Source organism: Aeromonas sp. R2-3 (assembly GCF_040908375.1).
GTDB lineage: Bacteria > Pseudomonadota > Gammaproteobacteria > Enterobacterales > Aeromonadaceae > Aeromonas > Aeromonas veronii.
Map to the genome: position 1 here is coordinate 40,406 of NZ_JBFODP010000019.1, position 18,862 is coordinate 59,267.

An 18,862-nucleotide genomic window follows, 5' to 3' on the forward strand; every position below is an offset into this window, starting at 1 on the left:
GAAGAACATGGCAAAACAGTTGATGATGACACTGCCGGACGAGGCAGCAACCGTGGCACTGGGTGGCCGTCTGGCACAGGCCTGCCAGCAGGCGACCACAGTGTTTTTGCATGGCACGCTTGGCGCCGGTAAAACCACCCTGACCCGCGGCTGGGTGCAGGGCCTTGGCCATCAGGGCAAGGTAAAAAGCCCGACTTACACCCTGGTCGAACCCTATGAGCTCGATGGTTGGCAGGTCTACCATTTCGATCTCTATCGCCTGGCTGATCCGGAAGAGCTGGAATTCATGGGCATTCGGGACTATTTTGCCGCCAACACTCTCTGTCTGGTGGAGTGGTCCGAGAAGGGCGAGGGCTGGTTACCGGCTCCCGACCTGGAAATTACCCTCACTTATGTAGGCGAGCAGCGCGAGGTTCTGATAGAGGCTCGCACTGCTATTGGCGAAGCCATTCTGGAACGGTTGTCATCTACGTGCGCTTGATCCTTGTTATTGCTCTCTCTTTGATGGCGTTACCTTCTTGGGCGAATCAGCTCAAGAGCGTACGAATCTGGCCATCACCGGATAACACCCGGGTGGTGCTCGATATGAGCAGCGCCCCCAACTTCAACTATTTCACCCTCACCGGCCCGGATCGGCTGGTGATCGATCTGAAAGGGGCGAGCAACGCCGCCAATCTGGCGCGGATCGAGAACAACAGCGAACTGGTGCGCAAGATCCGCCAGAGCACTCCGCTGGAGAAGGGCGGTCTGCGGCTGGTGATGGATCTCAGCTCCGCCATCAAGCCGGTGGTCTTTCCGTTGGCGCCAGCCGGGCCCTATGGCCACCGTCTGGTCATCGATCTGCCTTATGAAGAGAAGCGCTCGGCTGCAGCGGTGCAAGCCACGCCTGTCGGTGGCAAGGGCAAGGGAGTGGTGATTGCCATCGACCCGGGCCACGGCGGGGAAGACCCGGGCTCCATCGGCCCGCGCCGTACCTACGAGAAGCGGGTGACGCTGGCGGTCTCCCAGAAGCTGGCGGCACTGATCGACCGCGAGCCGGGGATGCGTGCCGTGATGACCCGTCGTGGCGACTATTTCGTCGACCTCAACAAGCGCTCCGAGATTGCCCGCAAGGCCAAGGCGGATCTGCTGGTGTCGGTCCATGCGGACAGCTTCCACAACTCCACTCCGCGCGGCGCCTCGGTCTGGGTCCTCTCGACCAACCGTGCCAACCGCGAGATGGGCAGCTGGCTGGAGAAGCAGGAGAAGCAGGGCGAGCTGCTGGGCGGTGTCGGCAAGGTGTTGGCGGAATCCGATCCCAACCCCTATCTGGCGCAAACCTTCCTCGACCTCTCCATGGACAAGTCCCGTGCTGAAGGATATGACGTCAGTCGCCAGATCCTGCGCTCCATGGGCAAGGTCGCCCGACTGCACAAGAAGGCGCCGGAACACGCCAGTCTGGCGGTGCTGAAGGCGCCGGATATTCCCTCGGTGCTGGTGGAGACCGGTTTTATCTCCAACCATGCGGAAGAGAAGCTGCTGGCCACCGCCAGCTATCAGGACCAGCTGGCCCGCGCCATCTTCGAGGGGATCCGCAACTACTACCGCGCCCACCCGACCAAGGGGGCCATGCTTACCGGCAAGGGGCAGGTGAGCCAACCTGCCGCTACTCGCCCTGCACCGGTAGCCCGGCAGCCGGTGAGCCAGCCCAGGCAGGCACAGTCGCAGCCGGTAGTGACCAACAAGATGCCCGCTACTGCCCGTGATAGCGGAACGGCGAGCGGCTCTGGCGCCGGGGTGATCAAGCCTTACTCGGCTGCAGCGCAAGAGAGCGGTGCACCGGTCAGCAGTGTGGGGGACTATGACAAATCGCGGATGCTCCGCCATGTGGTCAAACGGGGCGAGAGCCTCTCTCGCCTTGCCGAGAAGCATGGAGTGAGTCAGTCCACTCTGGTGGAGATCAACCAGCTGCGCAGCCGGGATATTCAGATCGGTCAGACTATCTATATCCCCCAGCAGGGGCAGAGCCGCAGTGCCGCCCCCGTTCGCAGTGACGACAAGTCGCAGATGATCCGCCATGTGGTCAAGCGGGGGGAGAGTCTCTCCCGCCTTGCCGAGAAACATGGGGTGAGCCAGGCACGGCTGGTAGAGATCAACAAGCTCAAGTCGCGGAATATTCAGGTAGGGCAGGTGCTCTACATTCCGCAAAACTGACGCGCGGGAGCGGGCGATGCCGCTCCCGCTGTTAGCGAATACCATCAGCAAGATAGAAATTCAGGAGTAAATGATGCCGATCCGTATATCGCCCCCTATTCTGGCCAACCAGATTCCGGTTGGTGGAGAGGTGGTGGAGCAGCCCTCCTGGAGCCTTAAGAGACTGACCATCCGCAAGATAGAAATTCAGGAGTAAATGATGCCGATCCGTATTTTGCCACCCATTCTGGCCAACCAGATTGCAGCCGGAGAGGTGGTGGAGCGGCCCTCTTCTGTGGTGAAAGAGCTGGTGGAGAACAGCCTGGATGCGGGGGCCGACCGGGTCGAGATCGACATCGACAAGGGGGGAGCCAAGCTGATCCGCATCCGTGACAACGGCTGTGGCGTCGCCAAAGACGAGCTGGTGCTGGCGCTGTCGCGTCATGCGACCTCCAAGGTGGCCACGCTGGACGATTTGGAAGGGATCAACAGCCTCGGCTTTCGTGGCGAGGCGCTCGCCTCCATCAGCTCGGTTTCCCGTCTCACCTTCACCTCCCGTACTGCAGATCAGTCCGAAGCCTGGCAAGCCCAGGCGGAAGGGCGCGAAATGAGCGTCACCATCAAGCCGGCGGCCCATCCGGTGGGCACCACGGTGGAGGTAGTGGATCTCTTCTTCAATACCCCGGCGCGGCGCAAATTCATGCGCAGCGAAAAGACCGAGTTTGCCCATATCGATGAGCTGGTGCGCCGCATCGCGCTCTCCCGCTTCGATGCCACCCTGATCCTGCGCCACAATGGCAAGGTGGTGCGCCAGTACAAGGCCGCCAATACCGTGCCGGAGCAGGAGCGACGTCTCGCCGCCGTTTGCGGCACTCCCTTCATGCACCATGCGCTGGCGGTGGAGAGCGAGCATAGCGACGTGCGGCTGTGGGGCTGGCTGGCGACTCCGGAGGGGGCAAGACCGCAAAACGATCTGCAATACACCTATGTCAACGGCCGGATGATGCGCGACAAGCTCATCAATCACGCCATTCGTCAGGCCTATGACGAGCTGCTGCCTCCCGATCGCTTCGCCGCTTATGTGCTCTATATCGAGCTGGATCCCCGTCAGGTGGATGTCAACGTTCACCCGGCCAAGCATGAGGTGCGCTTCCATCAGGCGCGACTGATCCACGACTTTATCTTTCAGGCGCTGTTTACTGCGCTGCGCCGCGAAGGAGTCAGCGCCGCTCATCAGGATGTGCCGCTGGCCGAAACCCTGGTCGAGTTGCCGGTCAGTCCGCAGATCGAATATCCCGGTCAGGCGCCACGCCCGGAGTGGTACGGTGCCGAGCACAGCTACCGGGCACCGGCACAGGTGCGGGAAGGGAACGGTGGTGGTGCAGGCCGAGCCAGCAATTATCAACCGCCCGAGCCGCCAAGCCGGGAGGCGATGCGCGGCATGGGCGCTCTGCTCACTACGCTGCCTATCGCAACTGCGGCTGAGGCTGCTCCCGCACAGTCCACCGACACGGTGCCGTCACCCAAACAGGGAGGATGTCGCGCCCTGACACTGGTGGATCAGGCCTACCTGTTGATCGAGCGGGATAATCAGCTGGCGCTGCTCTCGCTGGTGCGCGCCGAGCGGGTGTTGCTGCGCCACTGGCTGCTGGAGACCTGGGGCCAGGGACTGGCGGCCCAGCCACTGTTGCTGCCGGTATCCTTCAAGCTGCCGAAGAATTTGATCGCGCTGGTGACCGAGCAGGAGCGTTTGCTGAAACGGATGGGGCTGGAGTTGAAAAGCGGGGGGCGCGACACCATGATCCTGACTCGGGTGCCGGCTCTGCTGCGCCAGACCGATCTGGTTCGTCTGTTACCCGAATTGCTGCAAATTATCGAGGGCGGATCTGACAGTGATGCTGGTCAGCAGGCTGAAGTATTATGCCAATGGCTGGTGGAGCAGGGGATAAGCCGCGAGAAAATATACGATTTTTCAACTGCCAGTCGTCTGCTGACGGAACTTGTGACCGATTTCAGTGACCAACTGGCAGACATTCGCATGGTGCGCCCCCTTTCGCTGGCGACCGTGCTGGAGGAGTTTGAACATGGCGAGTGACTTGCCGACCGCAATTTTTCTGATGGGGCCGACGGCCTCCGGCAAGACGGATCTCGCCATTGAACTGTGCCAGGCGCTGCCCTGCGACATCATCAGCGTCGATTCGGCGCTGATCTATCGCGGCATGGATGTAGGCACAGCCAAGCCGACCGCCGATGAACTGGTACGTGCCCCGCACCGGCTGATCGACATTCTTGACCCTGCCATGAGCTATTCGGCAGCCGATTTTTGCAAGGATGCCCTGCGGGAGATGAAAGAGATCGCCGACCGTGGCCGCATTCCTCTGCTGGTGGGCGGTACCATGCTCTATTTCAAGGCGCTGCTGGAGGGATTGTCCCCGCTGCCCTCCGCCGATCCCGCCGTTCGTGCCGGGATTGAGGAAGAGGCTGCCCGCCTCGGTTGGCAGGCGCTGCACGATGAGCTGGTGCGCATCGACCCGGTGGCCGGTGCGCGAATTCACCCCAATGACCCACAGCGACTCTCTCGGGCGCTGGAGGTCTACCGTATCAGCGGCAAGACCCTTACCGAGCTGACGCAGGTGCAGGGGGAGGGCTTGCCCTATCGGGTGCAGCAGTTTGCCATCGCCCCGAGCGATCGTGCCGTGCTGCATCAGCGTATCGAACAGCGTTTTGACAAGATGCTGCAAGGTGGCTTTGAACAGGAGGTTCGTGCGCTGATGGCGCGCGGCGATCTGACCCCGGATCTCCCCTCCATTCGCTGTGTGGGTTATCGCCAAATGTGGGACTACCTGTGCGGTGAAGTGGGGTATGATGAGATGCGTTATCGTGGCATTGTTGCCACACGCCAATTGGCAAAACGACAGATGACCTGGTTGCGCGGCTGGCCCGACGTGACCTGGTTGGAATCTGGTGAGTCTGGCAATCTCGACCGCGTGCTTGCTCGCGCTGGTGCGGCTTGACACTCCCTGTATAATCAGGTTGTTATATTGATATTCGGTGTTTAAAAACAACAAACTATAAGGAAAAGAAAAATGGCTAAGGGGCAATCTCTCCAAGACCCGTTTTTGAATGCGCTGCGCCGTGAGCGGATTCCTGTTTCTATCTATTTGGTGAACGGCATCAAACTGCAAGGTCAGATCGAGTCTTTTGACCAGTTTGTTATCCTGCTGAAAAACACCGTGAGCCAGATGGTTTACAAGCACGCCATCTCGACTGTCGTACCGGCCCGTGCCGTCAATCATCACCAGCCCACTCCGGGTGGCGCGGCTGATGAACAGGGTGATGCCGAGGCGTGATATCCCTGGGCGAGTCGACTCGCCAACTCAGATTCATCATGATTCCTGTTAAGGAGCAAGCGCTTGTTTGACCGTTATGAAGCTGGCGAACAGGCCGTTCTGGTGCATGTCAACTTCAGTGATGAGGGTGAGCGGGAGGATCTGGAAGAGCTCAAGATGTTGGTGAGCTCGGCCGGAGTCAATGCGCTGGGGGTAATTACCACCAGTCGCAGTGCGCCCAGTGCCAAATTTTTTGTCGGCAGTGGCAAGGCTGAAGAGATCGCGTCCCAAGTCCAGATGCTGGATGCCGACGTCGTCATCTTCAACCATGCCCTGACCCCTGCCCAGGAGCGCAACCTGGAGCGTCTGTTCCAGTGCCGGGTGGTGGATCGAACCGGCCTGATCCTCGATATCTTTGCCCAGCGCGCCCGTACCCACGAAGGTAAACTGCAGGTCGAACTGGCCCAGTTGCGCCATCTTTCCACTCGTCTGGTGCGAGGCTGGACCCACCTTGAGCGTCAAAAGGGCGGGATCGGTCTGCGTGGTCCGGGTGAAACCCAGCTTGAAACTGACCGACGTCTGCTGCGGGAACGCATCAAGGCGATTTTGCGTCGGCTCGACAAGGTGGCCAAGCAGCGGGAGCAGGGACGCCGCGCCCGCAATCGCAACGAAGTGCCGACGGTGTCACTGGTTGGTTACACCAACGCCGGAAAGTCCACTTTGTTCAACCAACTTACAGCTGCCAGCGTGTATGCTGCCGACCAATTGTTCGCAACTCTGGATCCCACCCTGCGTAAACTGGTGATCCGGGATGTGGGTGATGTGATTTTGGCGGATACAGTTGGATTTATTCGACACTTGCCCCATGATCTGGTCGCGGCCTTCAAGGCGACCCTGCAGGAGACCCGTGAAGCGGATCTGCTGCTGCATGTGGTGGACTGTGCCGATGAGCAGATGCAGGAGAATATCGACTCCGTGCAGCAGGTATTGGCCGAGATTGAAGCCGATGACAGGCCCCAGCTGATGATCTGCAACAAGATAGACAAGCTGGCGGATCGTCCGGCAGGTCTGGAGCGAGATGACGAGGGGCGCCCGTTGCGCGTCTGGTTGTCGGCCCAGACTGGTGAAGGTTGTGAGCATCTGTTTACGGCGCTGACCGAATTGCTGGCTGGCTCCATGGTGCATCACACCCTGCAGTTGCCTCCTTCTGCCGCGAGATTGCGCAGTGCGCTCTATCAGCTGAAAGGGATTGAGCAGGAAGGTTTTAGCGAGGAGGGTGATTTCGTGCTGGAAGTCCGCTTGCAAGTGGCCGACTGGAACCGCCTCGTGAAACAGGAAGGTGAGAGTTTACAACGCTTTATCAGGCATTGATTCGTCGATGAAGATGAACCCTTAGGGGCTTCTCAACGTATGATGGCCCGATAGAGATGATATCCATCCGCATGTATTAATGGAGACGCTGATGGCTTGGAATGAGCCTGGTAACAACGGCAAAGACCGTGACCCTTGGGGGAATAACGGCAAGAATCAGGGACCCCCTGATCTGGATGAAATGCTGCGCAAAGTGAGTCGCCGTTTCGGTGGCTTGTTTGGTGGCGGCAAATCTGGCGGCGATGTAGGTCGCTTTGGTATCTCCATCGCGCTGGTTGTGGCTGTGGTGGTGTGGGTCGTCAGCGGCTTCTACACCATTCGCGAAGCGGAGCGTGGTGCCGTGCTGCGGTTTGGCAAGTTTTCCCATATTGTCGAGCCGGGCCTGCGCTGGAAGCCGACCTTTATCGATCAGGTGATCCCGGTGGACGTCGAGTCCGTGCGCTCCCTGCCTGCCTCCGGTTTCATGCTGACTCAGGATGAGAACGTGGTACGGGTCGAGATGGACGTGCAGTACCGTGTGGTCAATCCCGAGCAGTATCTGTTCAGCGTGACCAATGCCGATGAGAGTCTGGGTCAGGCCACCGATAGCGCTCTGCGCTATGTGGTGGGTCATACCCGGATGGATGACGTGCTGACTACCGGTCGTGAGAAGGTGCGTCAGGAGACCTGGCAGGTGATCGATGGCATCATCGAGCCCTACCAGATGGGTCTGCAGATCGTCGACGTCAACTTCCTGCCGGCGCGTCCGCCGGAAGAGGTGAAAGACGCGTTTGATGACGCCATCTCCGCTCAGGAAGATGAGCAGCGTTTCATTCGTGAAGCAGAAGCCTATGCCCGTGAAGTGGAGCCGAAGGCCCGTGGACAGGTGAAGCGTCTGGAGCAGGAAGCGGAAGCTTACAAATCCCAGATCGTGTTGAAAGCCCAGGGTGAAGTTGCTCGCTTCAACGAGCTGCTGCCCCAGTATCTGGCTGCCCCCGAGTTGACCCGTGAGCGTATCTATCTGGAAACCATGGAAGAGCTCTATCAGCAGGCCAACAAGGTGGTGGTCGACATGCCGGCTGGCAACAACAGCATGATCTACCTGCCGCTCGACAAGCTGTCTGGCAAGCCGAAGGCTGCCCAGTCTGATCGTGCCACTGTCGCTCCGGTCACAGAGCAGGTCCCCGTTTCCAACGAGGGTGCCAACTCTACGCCGACAATGCCGCTGCGTAGCGGTGACCGCTTCAGCTCAGGGAGAAACTGATAGATGAAAAAGCTAGCTATTGGTGCAATCGCTGTCGCGGCCATGGTCTGCTTCTCCTCTGTCTTTATCGTTGATGAAGGTCAGAAGGGGATTGTCGTGCAGTTTGGCAAGGTGAAGCGGGTTGACTCCGGTGAGCCCCGCCTCTATGAGCCGGGCCTGCACTTCAAGGTGCCGCTCATCGACCAGGTTCGCAAGATGGATGCCCGCATCCAGACCATTGACAGCCAGGCCGACCGTTTTGTCACCTCCGAGAAGAAAGACCTGATCATCGACTCCTACGTGAAGTGGAAGATCGAGGACTTCTCCAAGTACTACCTGGCAACCGGTGGTGGCAACAAGCTGCAGGCGGAAGATCTGCTCAAGCGCAAGATCAATAACGGTCTGCGTTCCGAGATCGGTAACCGCACCATCAAGGACATCGTCTCCGGTGAGCGCAGTACCGTGATGGAAGATGCCCTGAAGAAGATGGCGCGCTCCTCCGAGCTCGGCATCAAGGTGGTGGATGTGCGGATCAAGCAGATCAACCTGCCGGTGGAAGTCTCCAACTCCATTTACCAGCGGATGCGTGCCGAGCGAACCGCAGTTGCCCGTGAGCACCGCTCTCAGGGTCGCGAGAAGGCTGAAATCCTGCGTGCCGATATCGACCGCAAGGTGACCGTCATGATCGCCGACGCCGAGAGTAACGCTCGCCAGCTGCGCGGTGAAGGGGATGCGGAAGCCGCCAAGATCTATGCCGACAGCTACAAGAAAGACCCCGAGTTTTTCAGCTTCGTGCGTAGCATGGAGGCCTATCGCAAGAGCTTTGCCGGTGGCAACGACCTGATGGTGCTCAAGCCGGACAGCGAGTTCTTCCGTTACCTCAAGTCTCCTCACGGCACCAAGCAGTAATCGCCACGAGGTCACATTCAAAGGGTCTGCATCGTCAGACCCTTTTGTTTTTGGTGCCAACGCCAGCCGTCGACCTAGGGGGCTGGTTGCATTGAAGGAGGTCGGATGCTGACATCCATGCTGATGGGGTTGGGATTGCTGCTGTTGTTCGAGGGGCTCGGCCCGTTGTTGATGCCCAGGGCATGGCAGCAGATGTTACGGCTGCTGAGCGAGCAGCCACCGGAGCAGTTGCGCCGTATCGGCGGCTCGCTAGTGGTTGCGGGTAGCGTGATCCTCTGGATGCTGAGTCGCTGAGTCTGGCGCAATGCACTGTCCAGCAGATAGCAGACAATAAAAAAGAGGCCGAAGGCCTCTTTTTTCATGCATGTCGTTTACTCAGGCACTGCGCTGCACGGCCATGTGGGCCAGTGTTTCCAGCGCCTGTTTGTGCGGGGAGTCAGGCAGGATGGCGAGGGCGGCAATGGCCTTGTCGGCCTCTTCCCTGGCTCGCATGCGGGAGTACTCCAGCGCGCCGGTACGGTCGAGAATGCCGAGGATCTGCTCAAGATGCTCCATGCCGTTGCGGTGCTCGATGGCATCGCGCACCAGCTGGCGCTCTTCCGGCGTGCCCACTTCCATGGCGCGCAGCAGCGGCAGGGTGGGCTTGCCTTCGGCCAGATCGTCGCCGACGTTCTTGCCCATCTCTTCGCTCTGGGAGCAGTAGTCCATCACGTCATCAATGATCTGGAACGCGGTGCCCAGATACTTGCCGTAATCGGTCATGGCCTGCTCGACGGGCTCGGGCTGATGGGTCAGCACGGCGGCGAGTCGGGTCGCGGCCTCGAACAGCTTGGCGGTCTTGCAGTAGATGACCGTCATGTAGCTCTCTTCGGTGGTATCCGGGTCGTTGCAGTTCATCAGCTGCAACACTTCTCCTTCGGCGATGGTGTTGGTGGCATCCGAGAGGATCTCCATCACCCGCAGGTTGGAGAGTTCGGCCATCATCTGGAAGGAGCGGCTGTAGAGGTAGTCACCGACCAGCACGCTGGCGGCATTGCCAAACATGGCGTTGGCGGTCTCCCGGCCACGGCGCAGGTCGGATTCGTCGACCACGTCGTCATGCAGCAGGGTAGAGGTGTGAATGAATTCGATGATGGCGGCCAGTTTCAGGTGATCCTCACCCTCATAGCCCAGCGCACGCGCAGCCATCACGGTCAGCATGGGGCGCATCCGTTTCCCGCCGGCGCTGACAATGTAGAAACCCAGCTGATTAATCAGACTAACGTCGGACTGGAGTCGGGCCAGGATCAGTTCATTGACCGCCGTCATGTCGGCGGCACAGAGCGCACGGATAGTCTGTTGGTCCATAAGTCTCGTAACGTGACAGCAGCAATAACTGCGATTTTAGTAATGGCAGGGATTCTACACGATTTCACAATGGGTTACAGTTAGGCGTTTATCCACGGCGGCAGATATGCGCACAAAATAAACTTTTTGCTAAATTGGCCTTGCCTGAGCAGATCGATTTGCGTAGAATGCCCGCCCATTGTTATAGGTTTTTGCGCATGTCTAGCCTTGAGCAAAAGACATGCCTTTACGGAGTTAATCAAATGTACGCGGTATTCCAAAGCGGCGGAAAACAACACCGTGTGGCCGAAGGTCAAATCGTTCGTCTGGAAAAGCTGAACGTTGAGACTGGCGCTACCATCGACTTCAACGAAGTTCTGATGGTTGCTGCAGGCGACACTTTTAAAGTAGGTGCTCCTTTCGTTGAAGGTGGCAAGGTTGTAGCTGAAGTTGTGGCTCACGGCCGTGGCGAGAAAGTGACTATCGTCAAGTTCCGTCGTCGTAAGCACCATCGTAAGCAAGCGGGCCACCGTCAGTGGTTCACTGAAGTCAAAATCACTGGCATCAGCGCTTAATTAGAGGAGTCCGATAAATGGCACACAAAAAAGCTGGCGGTTCATCCCGCAACGGTCGCGATTCTGAAGCTAAACGCCTGGGCGTGAAGCGTTTCGGCGGCGAAACAGTTCTGGCTGGCAGCATCATCGTTCGTCAACGTGGTACCAAGTTCCACGCTGGCACCAACGTTGGTCTGGGCAAGGATCACACCCTGTTCGCTACCGCGACTGGTAAAATCCTGTTCGAAGTTAAAGGTCCGCTGAATCGTAAGTACGTTAGCATCGTTGCTGAGTAATTACGGACCGCAAGGATCCGAAGCCCCGCCAACAGGCGGGGCTTTTGTTTTTCTGACGTCTTTCTGATGTCGTTGACGAAAAAACGGAACGCAGCTGACTTTGGCTCTGACGGGCATGATTGGCAAGATGCGTATCGCCCGCAGGGGTCTGTACCACTATAATTGCGTATCGGTTTTTCGAATTAAGGTGACGGTTACCTATGAAGTTTGTTGATGAAGTCCAGATTCGAGTCGATGCCGGTGACGGTGGTAACGGTTGTGTAAGCTTTCGCCGTGAAAAATATATTCCCAACGGTGGTCCGGACGGCGGTGACGGCGGTGACGGTGGCGACGTATATCTGATCGCCGACGAAAACCTCAATACCCTGATCGACTACCGTTTCGAGCGCTTCCATGCTGCCGAGCGCGGTGAGAATGGCCAGAGCGCCAACTGTACCGGTCGCCGCGGCAAGGACAAGATCCTGCGTGTGCCTGTCGGTACCCGGGCGACCGATGAAGATACCGGTGAACTGCTGGGGGATTTGACCCACCACGAGCAGAAGCTGCTGGTTGCCAAAGGTGGTTTCCATGGTCTGGGCAACACCCGCTTCAAGAGCTCCGTCAACCGTGCTCCCCGCCAGAAGAGTAATGGTACTCCAGGTGAAGTGCGAACCCTGAAGCTGGAGCTGCTGCTGCTGGCCGATGTCGGCATGCTGGGTCTGCCCAACGCAGGCAAGTCTACCTTTATTCGCGCCGTTTCTGCGGCTCGCCCGAAAGTGGCTGATTACCCCTTCACTACCCTGGTACCGAACCTGGGTGTGGTGCGTGGTGAAAACTCCCGCTCCTTCGTGATCGCCGATATCCCGGGTCTGATCGAAGGTGCTGCCGAAGGCGCAGGCCTGGGTATCCGCTTCCTGAAACACCTCGAGCGTTGCCGCGTGCTGATCCACCTGGTGGATATCTGCCCAGTTGATGGCTCCGATCCTGCTGAAAATGCCGTGACCATCGTCAAGGAGCTGGAGAAGTACAGCCCGGAACTGGCTGGCAAGCCGCGCTGGTTGGTGTTTAACAAGATGGATCTGATCCTGGAAGAAGAAGCCCAGGAGGTGATGGATCGCGTCAAGGCGGCCCTGAACCACGAAGGTCCGGTCTATGCTATCACTGCCATCAGCAAGGAAGGCACCAAGAAGGTCTGCTACGACATTCTGGATCTGCTGGATACCATGCCCCGTCAGCTGGCGGAAGATGCCAAAGACGCCATCGAGAAGGTGGAGTTCAAGTGGGACGACTACCACAAGAACCAGCTGGCCAAGGCTGAAGCGGAAGCACTGGCTGCCTCTCTTGCCTTCGATGAAGGGCTTGATGATGACGATTGGGATGACGACGAAGATGATGGCGTTGAAGTCATCTACGTCCGTGACTGATCCCCGTCACTCTCATTGAAAACCGGAGCCTGAACAGGCTCCGGTTTTTTTATTTCTATCGAGCAGCAACTCATTAGGTATATTTGTGATGTCACTTATTGCCTACCACTGATAACCGATTATACTGCCCACCAAAATTAACAATAACGAAACAATAATCTGGCGATGTCGATTGAATCGATATGCGCCGCTGTATCTTATTGTTTTAATGGAAGGTTTACCTGTGAAAATATTTATGCGCAGATTTATGCCTTAAGGGCTTGTTTGTGCATTTTTTTAGAGTATTCTTGCGCCCGTTTTGCCGATTAATGCATGAATACGCAGGTTGGCCGGGCTAGGGAAAAGTAACATTAGGGCAGTCATATCATGTTGGAAAAGAGTCTCGAAGCACCTGCGGTCAATACTCGCCGTAATTTGTTGATGTTTCTGGTTCCGTCACTCATCGGGATCCTGCTGTTCATGACGCCGGTCGTCTATGACGGTAACGTCACCATCCCGGTGGCCGTGCTGGCTAAGCTGGTACAGCGTGTTTTTGCCGATTATCTGGTCGCCATGGTCAGTGCGGTGATCACCACCACCATGCTGATGACGCTGATTGCCTGGTTGTTCAAGCCGGCGATTCTGGTGCGTCGTCCTTTCCTCAACAGTTTGTTCAATGTCTCCCCTTTCTGGGCCTGCGTGCGGGTATTGGGCGGTATCTTCGTGCTGCTGACCTTCTTCCAGGTGGGGCCAGAGGTGCTTTACTCCGGCGCAACCGGTGGACTGGTGCTCAACGATCTGCTGCCGGTGCTGTTTTCGGTCTTCATTTTTGCTGGCCTGCTGCTGCCGTTGCTGCTCGATTTCGGGCTGCTGGAATTTGTCGGCACCATGATGACCCGCATCATGCGTCCGGTGTTCCGGTTGCCGGGTCGTTCGGCTGTGGACTGCTTTGCCTCCTGGCTTGGCGATGGCAGCGTCGGCATCCTGCTGACCAGCAAGCAGTACGAAGGGAAGTTCTATACCCAGCGTGAAGCCGCGGTGATTGGCACCACTTTCTCTGCGGTCTCCATCACCTTCTGTCTGGTGGTGATCTCCCAGGTGAAGCTGGAGCACATGTTCGTTCCCTTCTACCTGACCGTCTGTCTGGCGGGCGTGGTTGCGGCCATCGTGGTGCCGCGTCTGCCACCGCTCTGCTGGAAGAAGGACATCTATGCCGATGGCACCCCCCTGTGCCGCAAGCAGGAAGCAGTGCCGCACCAGCACAGCGTGATGAGCTATGGTTTCGAGCGTGCCCTGACCAAGGCTGACAGCATGACTGATCTCGGCGCCGTCGCGCGGGAAGGGGTGAAGAATGCACTGGATATGGTGTTTGGCGTGCTGCCGGTGGTGATGGCGATCGGTACCTGTGCCCTGATGCTGGCCGAGCACACCCCTATCTTCAACTGGCTTGGCGCCCCGTTCGTCCCCTTGCTGGAGCTGCTGCAACTGCCGGAGGCGGAAGCGGCTTCCAAGACCATCATGGTCGGTTTTGCCGACATGTTCATTCCGGCGGTGTTGGCCTCGACCATCGAGAGTGACATGACCCGCTTCGTGATTGCCGCCATGTCGGTGACCCAGCTGATCTATATGTCGGAAGTGGGCGCCCTGCTGCTGGGCAGCAAGATCCCGGTCAAGCTGTGGGAGCTGTTCGTTATCTTCCTGCTGCGCACTCTGGTCACCTTGCCGGTTATCGCCGGGGTGGCACACCTGCTGTTCTAAGGACGCAGCGCAGTGAAAAAACGGTCAACCTGGGTTGGCCGTTTTTTTATGGCTTTTCCTCTTTTCTCCGGGCTTGATGGATGACGCGGGCCCTTGCTCATCAGTGTCCCTGCGGATGGGGTTGTGCTGGCTTGCGGGGACACTGCACCAGCAGGGTATGGATGGTGAAGGTGCTGATCTGGGGGAAGCTCGGGCTAAATCCCCTCATCGGGTCGGTGCCCCCCATGCTCATCTGAACGTTGGTGAAGGTGTGCTGGCTGCGATCGGTTTCCTGATAGCCCTGCGGACAGCTCAAGCTTGCCTGTTGCTGGCAATCATCCGGCGCACTGCACTCGATCTGGAATCGTTGCTGCGAGGAATCTGCGGAGGTGAGCTCAGTGACAGTGGCGGGGGCGCAACCGGACAGCAATATACTGCCCAGCAGGACAATTCTCTGTGACATAAGAGGTTTGTGCTTAGTGGAACAAGAAAAGGGTGGTAGCGTGCCGGCCGGACCCTTGATATCCCGCGCCGGCCGCCGTATGGGTTAGCGTGACGTTATGCTCAGATCGGACACTGAATGGTCAGCGAGTGGATTGTGTTGGCGATACGATAGGGCTTGGCAGCTTGGTAGATTTTCTTCTCGTCGTCATAGCTTCCCCCCAGATACTGGGTGCTGTAGAGCGTCTGCTGGCGGCGGTCGGTCTCCTTGTAACCTTGCGGGCAGGTCTGGTTGGCCTGCTGGAAGCAGGCTTTCATGCTGCTGCACTCGATGTAGAAGCCGCGCTGGCTGGGATCGGCAAGGTGCACAGGGGTGGGCGGGGGGAGACAACAGGGCGCAACCGGAGAGCGTCAGTGCGCCCAGCAGAACGAGATGTTTTGACATAGATAACCTGAACAGTGTGGTGTGACAAAGAGTGAGGGGGAGTCTATTGCTCCCCCTTCGCTATAGGGGCACCGTTATAACCAGCCGGGGGCGCTCAGGCCAGCCCGCAAATGTAAGAAAATATGATCCCCCCCGGGCTTGCGCGGCCAGCAGGATGAGCGTTCAAGCAATACTTGCCTGAGATTTGTTCCGTTCGATTGCTGCCGCTTGGCAGGCAGAGTGTGGCAGGAGATAGTGATTCATTCAGGTATCCCGTGCTACATTGCCCCACTTGTTACTGTTCTGTAAATCAATGGAGTGACCCATGTCTGCCATCCCCTATTCCGTGCTCGATCTGGTGCCTGTTGCCGAGGGTTCCGTGCCTGCCGAGTCATTTCGCCGTTCACGGGATCTTGCCCGCCATGCCGAGGGTTGGGGTTACCAGCGCTACTGGCTGGCCGAACATCACAACATGCCGGGCATTGCCAGTGCCGCCACCTCGGTGCTGATCGGCCATCTGGCCGAAGCCACCACCACTCTGCGGATCGGCGCGGGTGGCATCATGCTGCCGAACCACTCGCCGCTGGTGATTGCCGAGCAGTTTGGCACCTTGGCTTCGCTCTATCCCGACCGCATCGATTTGGGCCTTGGTCGCGCCCCTGGTACCGATCAACGCACCATGCGGGCGCTACGGCGTATGCGCAGTGGAGAGGTGGATGATTTCCCAGCCGATGTGCGCGAGCTGATGAGCTATTTTGGCGACGAGATCGGCGCGGTGCAGGCGGTGCCCGGCCAGGGGCTGCATCTGCCCATCTGGCTGCTGGGTTCCAGCCTTTACAGCGCGCAACTTGCGGCGGCGATGGGTTTGCCGTTCGGGTTTGCCTCCCATTTTGCGCCCGCCATGTTGCTGCAGGCGCTGGAGATCTATCGTAGCCAGTATCGCCCCTCTGCTCGTTGGCCCAAGCCCCATGCGGTGGTCTGCATCAACATGACCGCCGCCGACAGCGAGCGGGAGGCCCGCTTCCAGTTCACTACCGTGCAGCAGCAATTCTTGCGCCTCCATCGCGGTGATGCGGGCAAGCTGCCCGCGCCGGTCGTCCAGCTTGGCGACGAGTGGGCGCCCCGTGAGCTGATGGCGATGGAGCAGACCCTTGCGCGCTCTCTGGTTGGTGACCCTGAACAGGTTCGTCATGGCCTCAAGGCGCTGCTGGCGGAAACCCGTGCCGATGAGCTGATGTTCAATGGCCCCATCGTCGATCATCAGGCCCGACTGCGCTCCTTTGAAATTGCCGCCGAGCTGATGCAGAGCCTGTAAGCCATGACGAACCCTACTGTCGCGGTGGATGAGGTGTATTGGAACCCCATGGTGCCGGAGCTGTCTGTCACCGATCTGGCTCGCTCTCTGGCGTTCTACACCGGTTTGCTGGGCTTCTCAGTTCGCTATCGGCGCGATGACCCTCCTTTTGTTTATCTGGAGCAGCAACAGGTACAGCTGATGCTGGAACAGGTTCATCCGGCGGGTTGGCTGGTCGGGACGTTGGAGCCACCGTTCGGTCGGGGGATCAATCTGCAGATGGAGCTGACCGATATCCAGCCGCTACTCGACCGATTGCTGGCCGCCGGGATTGCACTTTTCCGGCAGCCCACTGAGGTCTGGTATCCAGTGGGCGAGATGCTGGCCGGGCAGCGCGAATTTTTGCTGCAGGATCCCGATGGTTATCTGTTACGGTTTGTGCAATATCTGGGGGAACGAGCGGCTGACTGACAAGATCAAAATCTTAACCATCTGATTTTAAAGGACTGTCAGATGTATGTCGGCTATCTGTCGTGTCACCTTTCGCGGCGTAAGCCCTATGCTGGCCCTGTCAATTACCACAAGGAGTTCGAGATGATCGTCAGGAAGTTGAGATTGCAACGGGGTTGGTCTCAGGATCAGTTGGCAACGTTGACTGGTTTGAGTGTCCGCACTATCCAGCGGATCGAGCAGGGGCAGCAACCCGGACTGGAATCTCTCAAGGCCCTGGCTGCCGTCTTTGAACTCGATGTGGCTCAACTGGATGGATCAGAGCAACAGGAGCGCGAGATGAGAGGAAGTGACACTATGGGGCAGGATGCGGTGCAGGTATCGGCAGAGGAGCGGGCGGCAATGCGCTATGTGGAGGAGCTCAAGGGCTTCTATCACCATGTCGCCAGCTACGTGGTGGTGATCTGCGGGCTGTTTGTTATCAACTACCTGAGCAATCCGGAGTACATCTGGGCATGGTGGCCAACCCTGGGCTGGGGATTGGGGCTTGCCTCCCATGCTGTTCGGGTGTTTCAGCCCTTCAAGCTGTTTGGCCCCGAGTGGGAGAGGCGCCAGATCGAGAAGCGGCTGGGGCGCAAGTTGTAACTTCATTCGCCGGAAAACAGGGAACCTAAAACAGCAAGCCCGGCAACCAGCCGGGCTTTGTTATTGGAGCGGGTTGTGGCAATCCGTGCGGCAGCGACCGCCAGATTGCTGTGTTCCCCCTAGCTGGCGTGAGTGGGGCAGGGGGTGGCAAAGAGGGCATCATCCTCGTAGCGCCACAGAGTGAGGCTGTTGCCCCAGACACAGCCGGTATCGAGCGCCTTGATATCGCTCTTGCCGGTGTTGCCCATCAGGGCCGCCCAGTGGCCGAATACCAGAATGGGATCATCCACGTGATGCTCGCGCTGCTCGAACCAGGGACGCAGGCCCGGGGTCGACTCCTTGGGGCCCTTCTTGCATTTGAAGTCGAGCCGGCCATCGAAGTAGCAGAAGCGCATCCGGGTGAAGGTGTTGATGATGTAGCGGTAGCGGTCGATCCCGACCAGATCATCTTTCCAGCCATCCGGCTGATCGCCATACATGTTGTGCAGTAGCCACAGGTACTGATCGCCACGCAGCAGGCTCTCTACCTCGCGGGCGCAGTTGCGGGCGGTGCGGGCATCCCACGCCGGAGAGATACCGGCATGCACCATCATGATGGGCAGGTCGGGGTGTTCGGCCAGTAGCGGGCGGTGGCGCAGCCACTCCAGCAGTTCGTCCCGATCCGGCGCATCCATCAGGCTCTGCAGCTTGTCTTTCTTCTTGAGCGGTGCAACGCCGTTGGCCACCGCCAACAGGTGCAGGTCGTGGTTACCGAGCACGGTAACGGCACGGTTGCCCAGATCCTTGACGAATCGCAATGTGTTGAGCGAGTCCGGGCCGCGGGCGACCAGATCGCCGCAGAGCCAGAGCACGTCATTTTCGGGATCGAACTTGGCAAGATCCAGCAGACGGCGCAAGTCGTCGTAACAGCCCTGGATGTCACCGACAAAACAGTTCGCCATGAAACCTCAGTTGATAATGTTGGGGATGGCCAGCGTGAAGGGGGCGACGGGCGCCTCAAACTGCTGGCCAGAGCCATCTTGCAGGGTGTAACTCCCCTCCATCACTCCGAGCGGTGTCGCCAGCGGCACGCCGCTCTGGTAGCAGTAGGTCTCTCCCTCGGCAATAAGGGGTTGCTCCCCGACCACGCCGGGGCCTGAGACTTCCTGCATCTTGCCATTGGCATCGGTGATGAGCCAGCGCCGATGCAGCAACTGCACCGGGCCGGGCCCCAGATTCTCAATCTCGATAAGATAGTGAAACTGGTAGGGGTCTTTGCTATCCGCCACATACGAGGGGGATGGGCGGACAACGATGTGCGGGAGTGCCAC

General features: G+C 58.6%; 21 protein-coding genes and 1 pseudogene. 17 read left to right on the forward strand and 5 right to left on the reverse strand.

Annotation, left to right across the window (positions count from 1 at the left end; genetic code table 11):
- Positions 1-7: 7 nt before the first annotated feature.
- From tsaE to AB5Z02_RS08575, 10 genes are all read left to right on the forward strand, one after another.
- Positions 8-481, forward strand: coding sequence for a tRNA (adenosine(37)-N6)-threonylcarbamoyltransferase complex ATPase subunit type 1 TsaE (tsaE, locus tag AB5Z02_RS08530; RefSeq protein ID WP_005339056.1), 474 nt, complete (start codon positions 8-10; stop codon positions 479-481).
- A gap of 23 nt (positions 482-504) precedes the next feature.
- Positions 505-2,193, forward strand: a complete 1,689-nt coding sequence (locus AB5Z02_RS08535) for an N-acetylmuramoyl-L-alanine amidase (RefSeq protein ID WP_368215859.1) — start codon at positions 505-507, stop codon at positions 2,191-2,193.
- A gap of 70 nt (positions 2,194-2,263) precedes the next feature.
- The gene (locus tag AB5Z02_RS08540; RefSeq protein WP_368215860.1) at positions 2,264-2,389 is read left to right on the forward strand and encodes a hypothetical protein; all 126 of its coding nucleotides are present in this window, start codon (positions 2,264-2,266) and stop codon (positions 2,387-2,389) included.
- A gap of 3 nt (positions 2,390-2,392) precedes the next feature.
- A complete protein-coding gene (mutL, locus tag AB5Z02_RS08545) occupies positions 2,393-4,267 on the forward strand; it encodes a DNA mismatch repair endonuclease MutL (RefSeq protein ID WP_368215901.1) in 1,875 nt (624 codons plus the stop codon).
- Positions 4,257-5,186 (forward strand): tRNA (adenosine(37)-N6)-dimethylallyltransferase MiaA, encoded by a 930-nt coding sequence (miaA, locus tag AB5Z02_RS08550; protein WP_368215861.1) that lies wholly within the window; start codon positions 4,257-4,259, stop codon positions 5,184-5,186. Before mutL ends, miaA begins: the two co-directional genes overlap by 11 nt.
- A 72-nt stretch (positions 5,187-5,258) precedes the next feature.
- On the forward strand, positions 5,259-5,522 hold the full coding sequence (gene hfq / locus AB5Z02_RS08555) for an RNA chaperone Hfq (RefSeq protein ID WP_005339045.1): 264 nt from the start codon (positions 5,259-5,261) through the stop codon (positions 5,520-5,522).
- Between the two features lie 63 nt (positions 5,523-5,585).
- Positions 5,586-6,872 (forward strand): ribosome rescue GTPase HflX, encoded by a 1,287-nt coding sequence (hflX, locus tag AB5Z02_RS08560; protein ID WP_005339043.1) that lies wholly within the window; start codon positions 5,586-5,588, stop codon positions 6,870-6,872.
- Positions 6,873-6,963: 91 nt separating this feature from the next.
- Entirely contained in the window at positions 6,964-8,115 is a 1,152-nt protein-coding gene (hflK, locus tag AB5Z02_RS08565; RefSeq protein WP_005339041.1) for an FtsH protease activity modulator HflK, read from the forward strand.
- A 3-nt stretch (positions 8,116-8,118) separates the two neighbouring features.
- Positions 8,119-9,003, forward strand: coding sequence for a protease modulator HflC (hflC, locus tag AB5Z02_RS08570; RefSeq protein WP_005339038.1), 885 nt, complete (start codon positions 8,119-8,121; stop codon positions 9,001-9,003).
- A 105-nt stretch (positions 9,004-9,108) separates the two neighbouring features.
- Complete coding sequence (locus tag AB5Z02_RS08575; protein ID WP_139732842.1) at positions 9,109-9,297, forward strand: DUF2065 family protein; 189 nt, start codon at positions 9,109-9,111, stop codon at positions 9,295-9,297.
- An 81-nt stretch (positions 9,298-9,378) separates the two neighbouring features.
- On the opposite strand, the gene ispB is transcribed toward AB5Z02_RS08575, so the two are convergent.
- Positions 9,379-10,350: an octaprenyl diphosphate synthase gene (gene ispB, locus AB5Z02_RS08580; RefSeq protein WP_019444890.1), complete on the reverse strand. Its 972-nt coding sequence runs from the start codon at positions 10,348-10,350 to the stop codon at positions 9,379-9,381.
- Between the two features lie 242 nt (positions 10,351-10,592).
- Here ispB and rplU point away from each other — a divergent pair, with 242 nt between their 5' ends.
- The 4 genes from rplU to AB5Z02_RS08600 all read left to right on the forward strand — a co-directional run bounded on the left by rplU (position 10,593) and on the right by AB5Z02_RS08600 (position 14,319).
- Positions 10,593-10,904 (forward strand): 50S ribosomal protein L21, encoded by a 312-nt coding sequence (gene rplU / locus AB5Z02_RS08585; RefSeq protein ID WP_005304210.1) that lies wholly within the window; start codon positions 10,593-10,595, stop codon positions 10,902-10,904.
- A gap of 17 nt (positions 10,905-10,921) precedes the next feature.
- On the forward strand, positions 10,922-11,179 hold the full coding sequence (gene rpmA / locus AB5Z02_RS08590; protein ID WP_005339028.1) for a 50S ribosomal protein L27: 258 nt from the start codon (positions 10,922-10,924) through the stop codon (positions 11,177-11,179).
- Positions 11,180-11,379: 200 nt separating this feature from the next.
- Positions 11,380-12,582 carry an Obg family GTPase CgtA gene (gene cgtA, locus AB5Z02_RS08595; protein ID WP_005339026.1) on the forward strand — a complete coding sequence of 401 codons (1,203 nt, stop codon included), beginning with the start codon at positions 11,380-11,382 and terminating at the stop codon, positions 12,580-12,582.
- A gap of 366 nt (positions 12,583-12,948) precedes the next feature.
- The gene (locus AB5Z02_RS08600) at positions 12,949-14,319 is read left to right on the forward strand and encodes a YjiH family protein (protein ID WP_064338715.1); all 1,371 of its coding nucleotides are present in this window, start codon (positions 12,949-12,951) and stop codon (positions 14,317-14,319) included.
- Positions 14,320-14,419: 100 nt separating this feature from the next.
- On the opposite strand, the gene AB5Z02_RS08605 is transcribed toward AB5Z02_RS08600, so the two are convergent.
- Positions 14,420-14,761 carry a hypothetical protein gene (locus tag AB5Z02_RS08605; RefSeq protein WP_231719521.1) on the reverse strand — a complete coding sequence of 114 codons (342 nt, stop codon included), beginning with the start codon at positions 14,759-14,761 and terminating at the stop codon, positions 14,420-14,422.
- Positions 14,762-14,862: 101 nt separating this feature from the next.
- Positions 14,863-15,184, reverse strand: a pseudogene (locus AB5Z02_RS08610) (hypothetical protein).
- 304 nt (positions 15,185-15,488) lie between these two features.
- Here AB5Z02_RS08610 and AB5Z02_RS08615 point away from each other — a divergent pair.
- The 3 genes from AB5Z02_RS08615 (at position 15,489) to AB5Z02_RS08625 (ending at position 17,552) form a co-directional block, all read left to right on the forward strand.
- Positions 15,489-16,478 (forward strand): luciferase-like monooxygenase, encoded by a 990-nt coding sequence (locus AB5Z02_RS08615; protein ID WP_368215862.1) that lies wholly within the window; start codon positions 15,489-15,491, stop codon positions 16,476-16,478.
- Between the two features lie 3 nt (positions 16,479-16,481).
- A complete protein-coding gene (locus tag AB5Z02_RS08620; protein ID WP_368215863.1) occupies positions 16,482-16,928 on the forward strand; it encodes a bleomycin resistance protein in 447 nt (148 codons plus the stop codon).
- A 123-nt stretch (positions 16,929-17,051) separates the two neighbouring features.
- On the forward strand, positions 17,052-17,552 hold the full coding sequence (locus AB5Z02_RS08625) for a 2TM domain-containing protein (protein ID WP_021231934.1): 501 nt from the start codon (positions 17,052-17,054) through the stop codon (positions 17,550-17,552).
- A 119-nt stretch (positions 17,553-17,671) separates the two neighbouring features.
- Here AB5Z02_RS08625 and AB5Z02_RS08630 read toward each other — a convergent pair whose 3' ends face one another.
- Complete coding sequence (locus AB5Z02_RS08630; protein WP_042031768.1) at positions 17,672-18,493, reverse strand: symmetrical bis(5'-nucleosyl)-tetraphosphatase; 822 nt, start codon at positions 18,491-18,493, stop codon at positions 17,672-17,674.
- A gap of 6 nt (positions 18,494-18,499) precedes the next feature.
- Entirely contained in the window at positions 18,500-18,862 is a 363-nt protein-coding gene (gene apaG, locus AB5Z02_RS08635; RefSeq protein WP_335831408.1) for a Co2+/Mg2+ efflux protein ApaG, read from the reverse strand.

Bases quoted from the DNA above. Each gene is read 5' to 3' on its own strand.
- AB5Z02_RS08600 (WP_064338715.1), top strand. From the start codon at position 12,949: ATGTTGGAAAAGAGTCTCGAAGCACCTGCGGTCAATACTCGCCGTAAT.
- miaA (WP_368215861.1), top strand. From the start codon at position 4,257: ATGGCGAGTGACTTGCCGACCGCAATTTTTCTGATGGGGCCGACGGCC.
- rpmA (WP_005339028.1), top strand. From the start codon at position 10,922: ATGGCACACAAAAAAGCTGGCGGTTCATCCCGCAACGGTCGCGATTCT.
- hflK (WP_005339041.1), top strand. From the start codon at position 6,964: ATGGCTTGGAATGAGCCTGGTAACAACGGCAAAGACCGTGACCCTTGG.
- AB5Z02_RS08620 (WP_368215863.1), top strand. From the start codon at position 16,482: ATGACGAACCCTACTGTCGCGGTGGATGAGGTGTATTGGAACCCCATG.
- AB5Z02_RS08605 (WP_231719521.1), bottom strand. From the start codon at position 14,761: ATGTCACAGAGAATTGTCCTGCTGGGCAGTATATTGCTGTCCGGTTGC.
- AB5Z02_RS08630 (WP_042031768.1), bottom strand. From the start codon at position 18,493: ATGGCGAACTGTTTTGTCGGTGACATCCAGGGCTGTTACGACGACTTG.
- hfq (WP_005339045.1), top strand. From the start codon at position 5,259: ATGGCTAAGGGGCAATCTCTCCAAGACCCGTTTTTGAATGCGCTGCGC.
- mutL (WP_368215901.1), top strand. From the start codon at position 2,393: ATGCCGATCCGTATTTTGCCACCCATTCTGGCCAACCAGATTGCAGCC.
- rplU (WP_005304210.1), top strand. From the start codon at position 10,593: ATGTACGCGGTATTCCAAAGCGGCGGAAAACAACACCGTGTGGCCGAA.
- hflC (WP_005339038.1), top strand. From the start codon at position 8,119: ATGAAAAAGCTAGCTATTGGTGCAATCGCTGTCGCGGCCATGGTCTGC.
- ispB (WP_019444890.1), bottom strand. From the start codon at position 10,350: ATGGACCAACAGACTATCCGTGCGCTCTGTGCCGCCGACATGACGGCG.
- AB5Z02_RS08535 (WP_368215859.1), top strand. From the start codon at position 505: ATGGCGTTACCTTCTTGGGCGAATCAGCTCAAGAGCGTACGAATCTGG.
- AB5Z02_RS08575 (WP_139732842.1), top strand. From the start codon at position 9,109: ATGCTGACATCCATGCTGATGGGGTTGGGATTGCTGCTGTTGTTCGAG.
- AB5Z02_RS08615 (WP_368215862.1), top strand. From the start codon at position 15,489: ATGTCTGCCATCCCCTATTCCGTGCTCGATCTGGTGCCTGTTGCCGAG.
- cgtA (WP_005339026.1), top strand. From the start codon at position 11,380: ATGAAGTTTGTTGATGAAGTCCAGATTCGAGTCGATGCCGGTGACGGT.
- tsaE (WP_005339056.1), top strand. From the start codon at position 8: ATGGCAAAACAGTTGATGATGACACTGCCGGACGAGGCAGCAACCGTG.
- AB5Z02_RS08540 (WP_368215860.1), top strand. From the start codon at position 2,264: ATGATGCCGATCCGTATATCGCCCCCTATTCTGGCCAACCAGATTCCG.
- AB5Z02_RS08625 (WP_021231934.1), top strand. From the start codon at position 17,052: ATGATCGTCAGGAAGTTGAGATTGCAACGGGGTTGGTCTCAGGATCAG.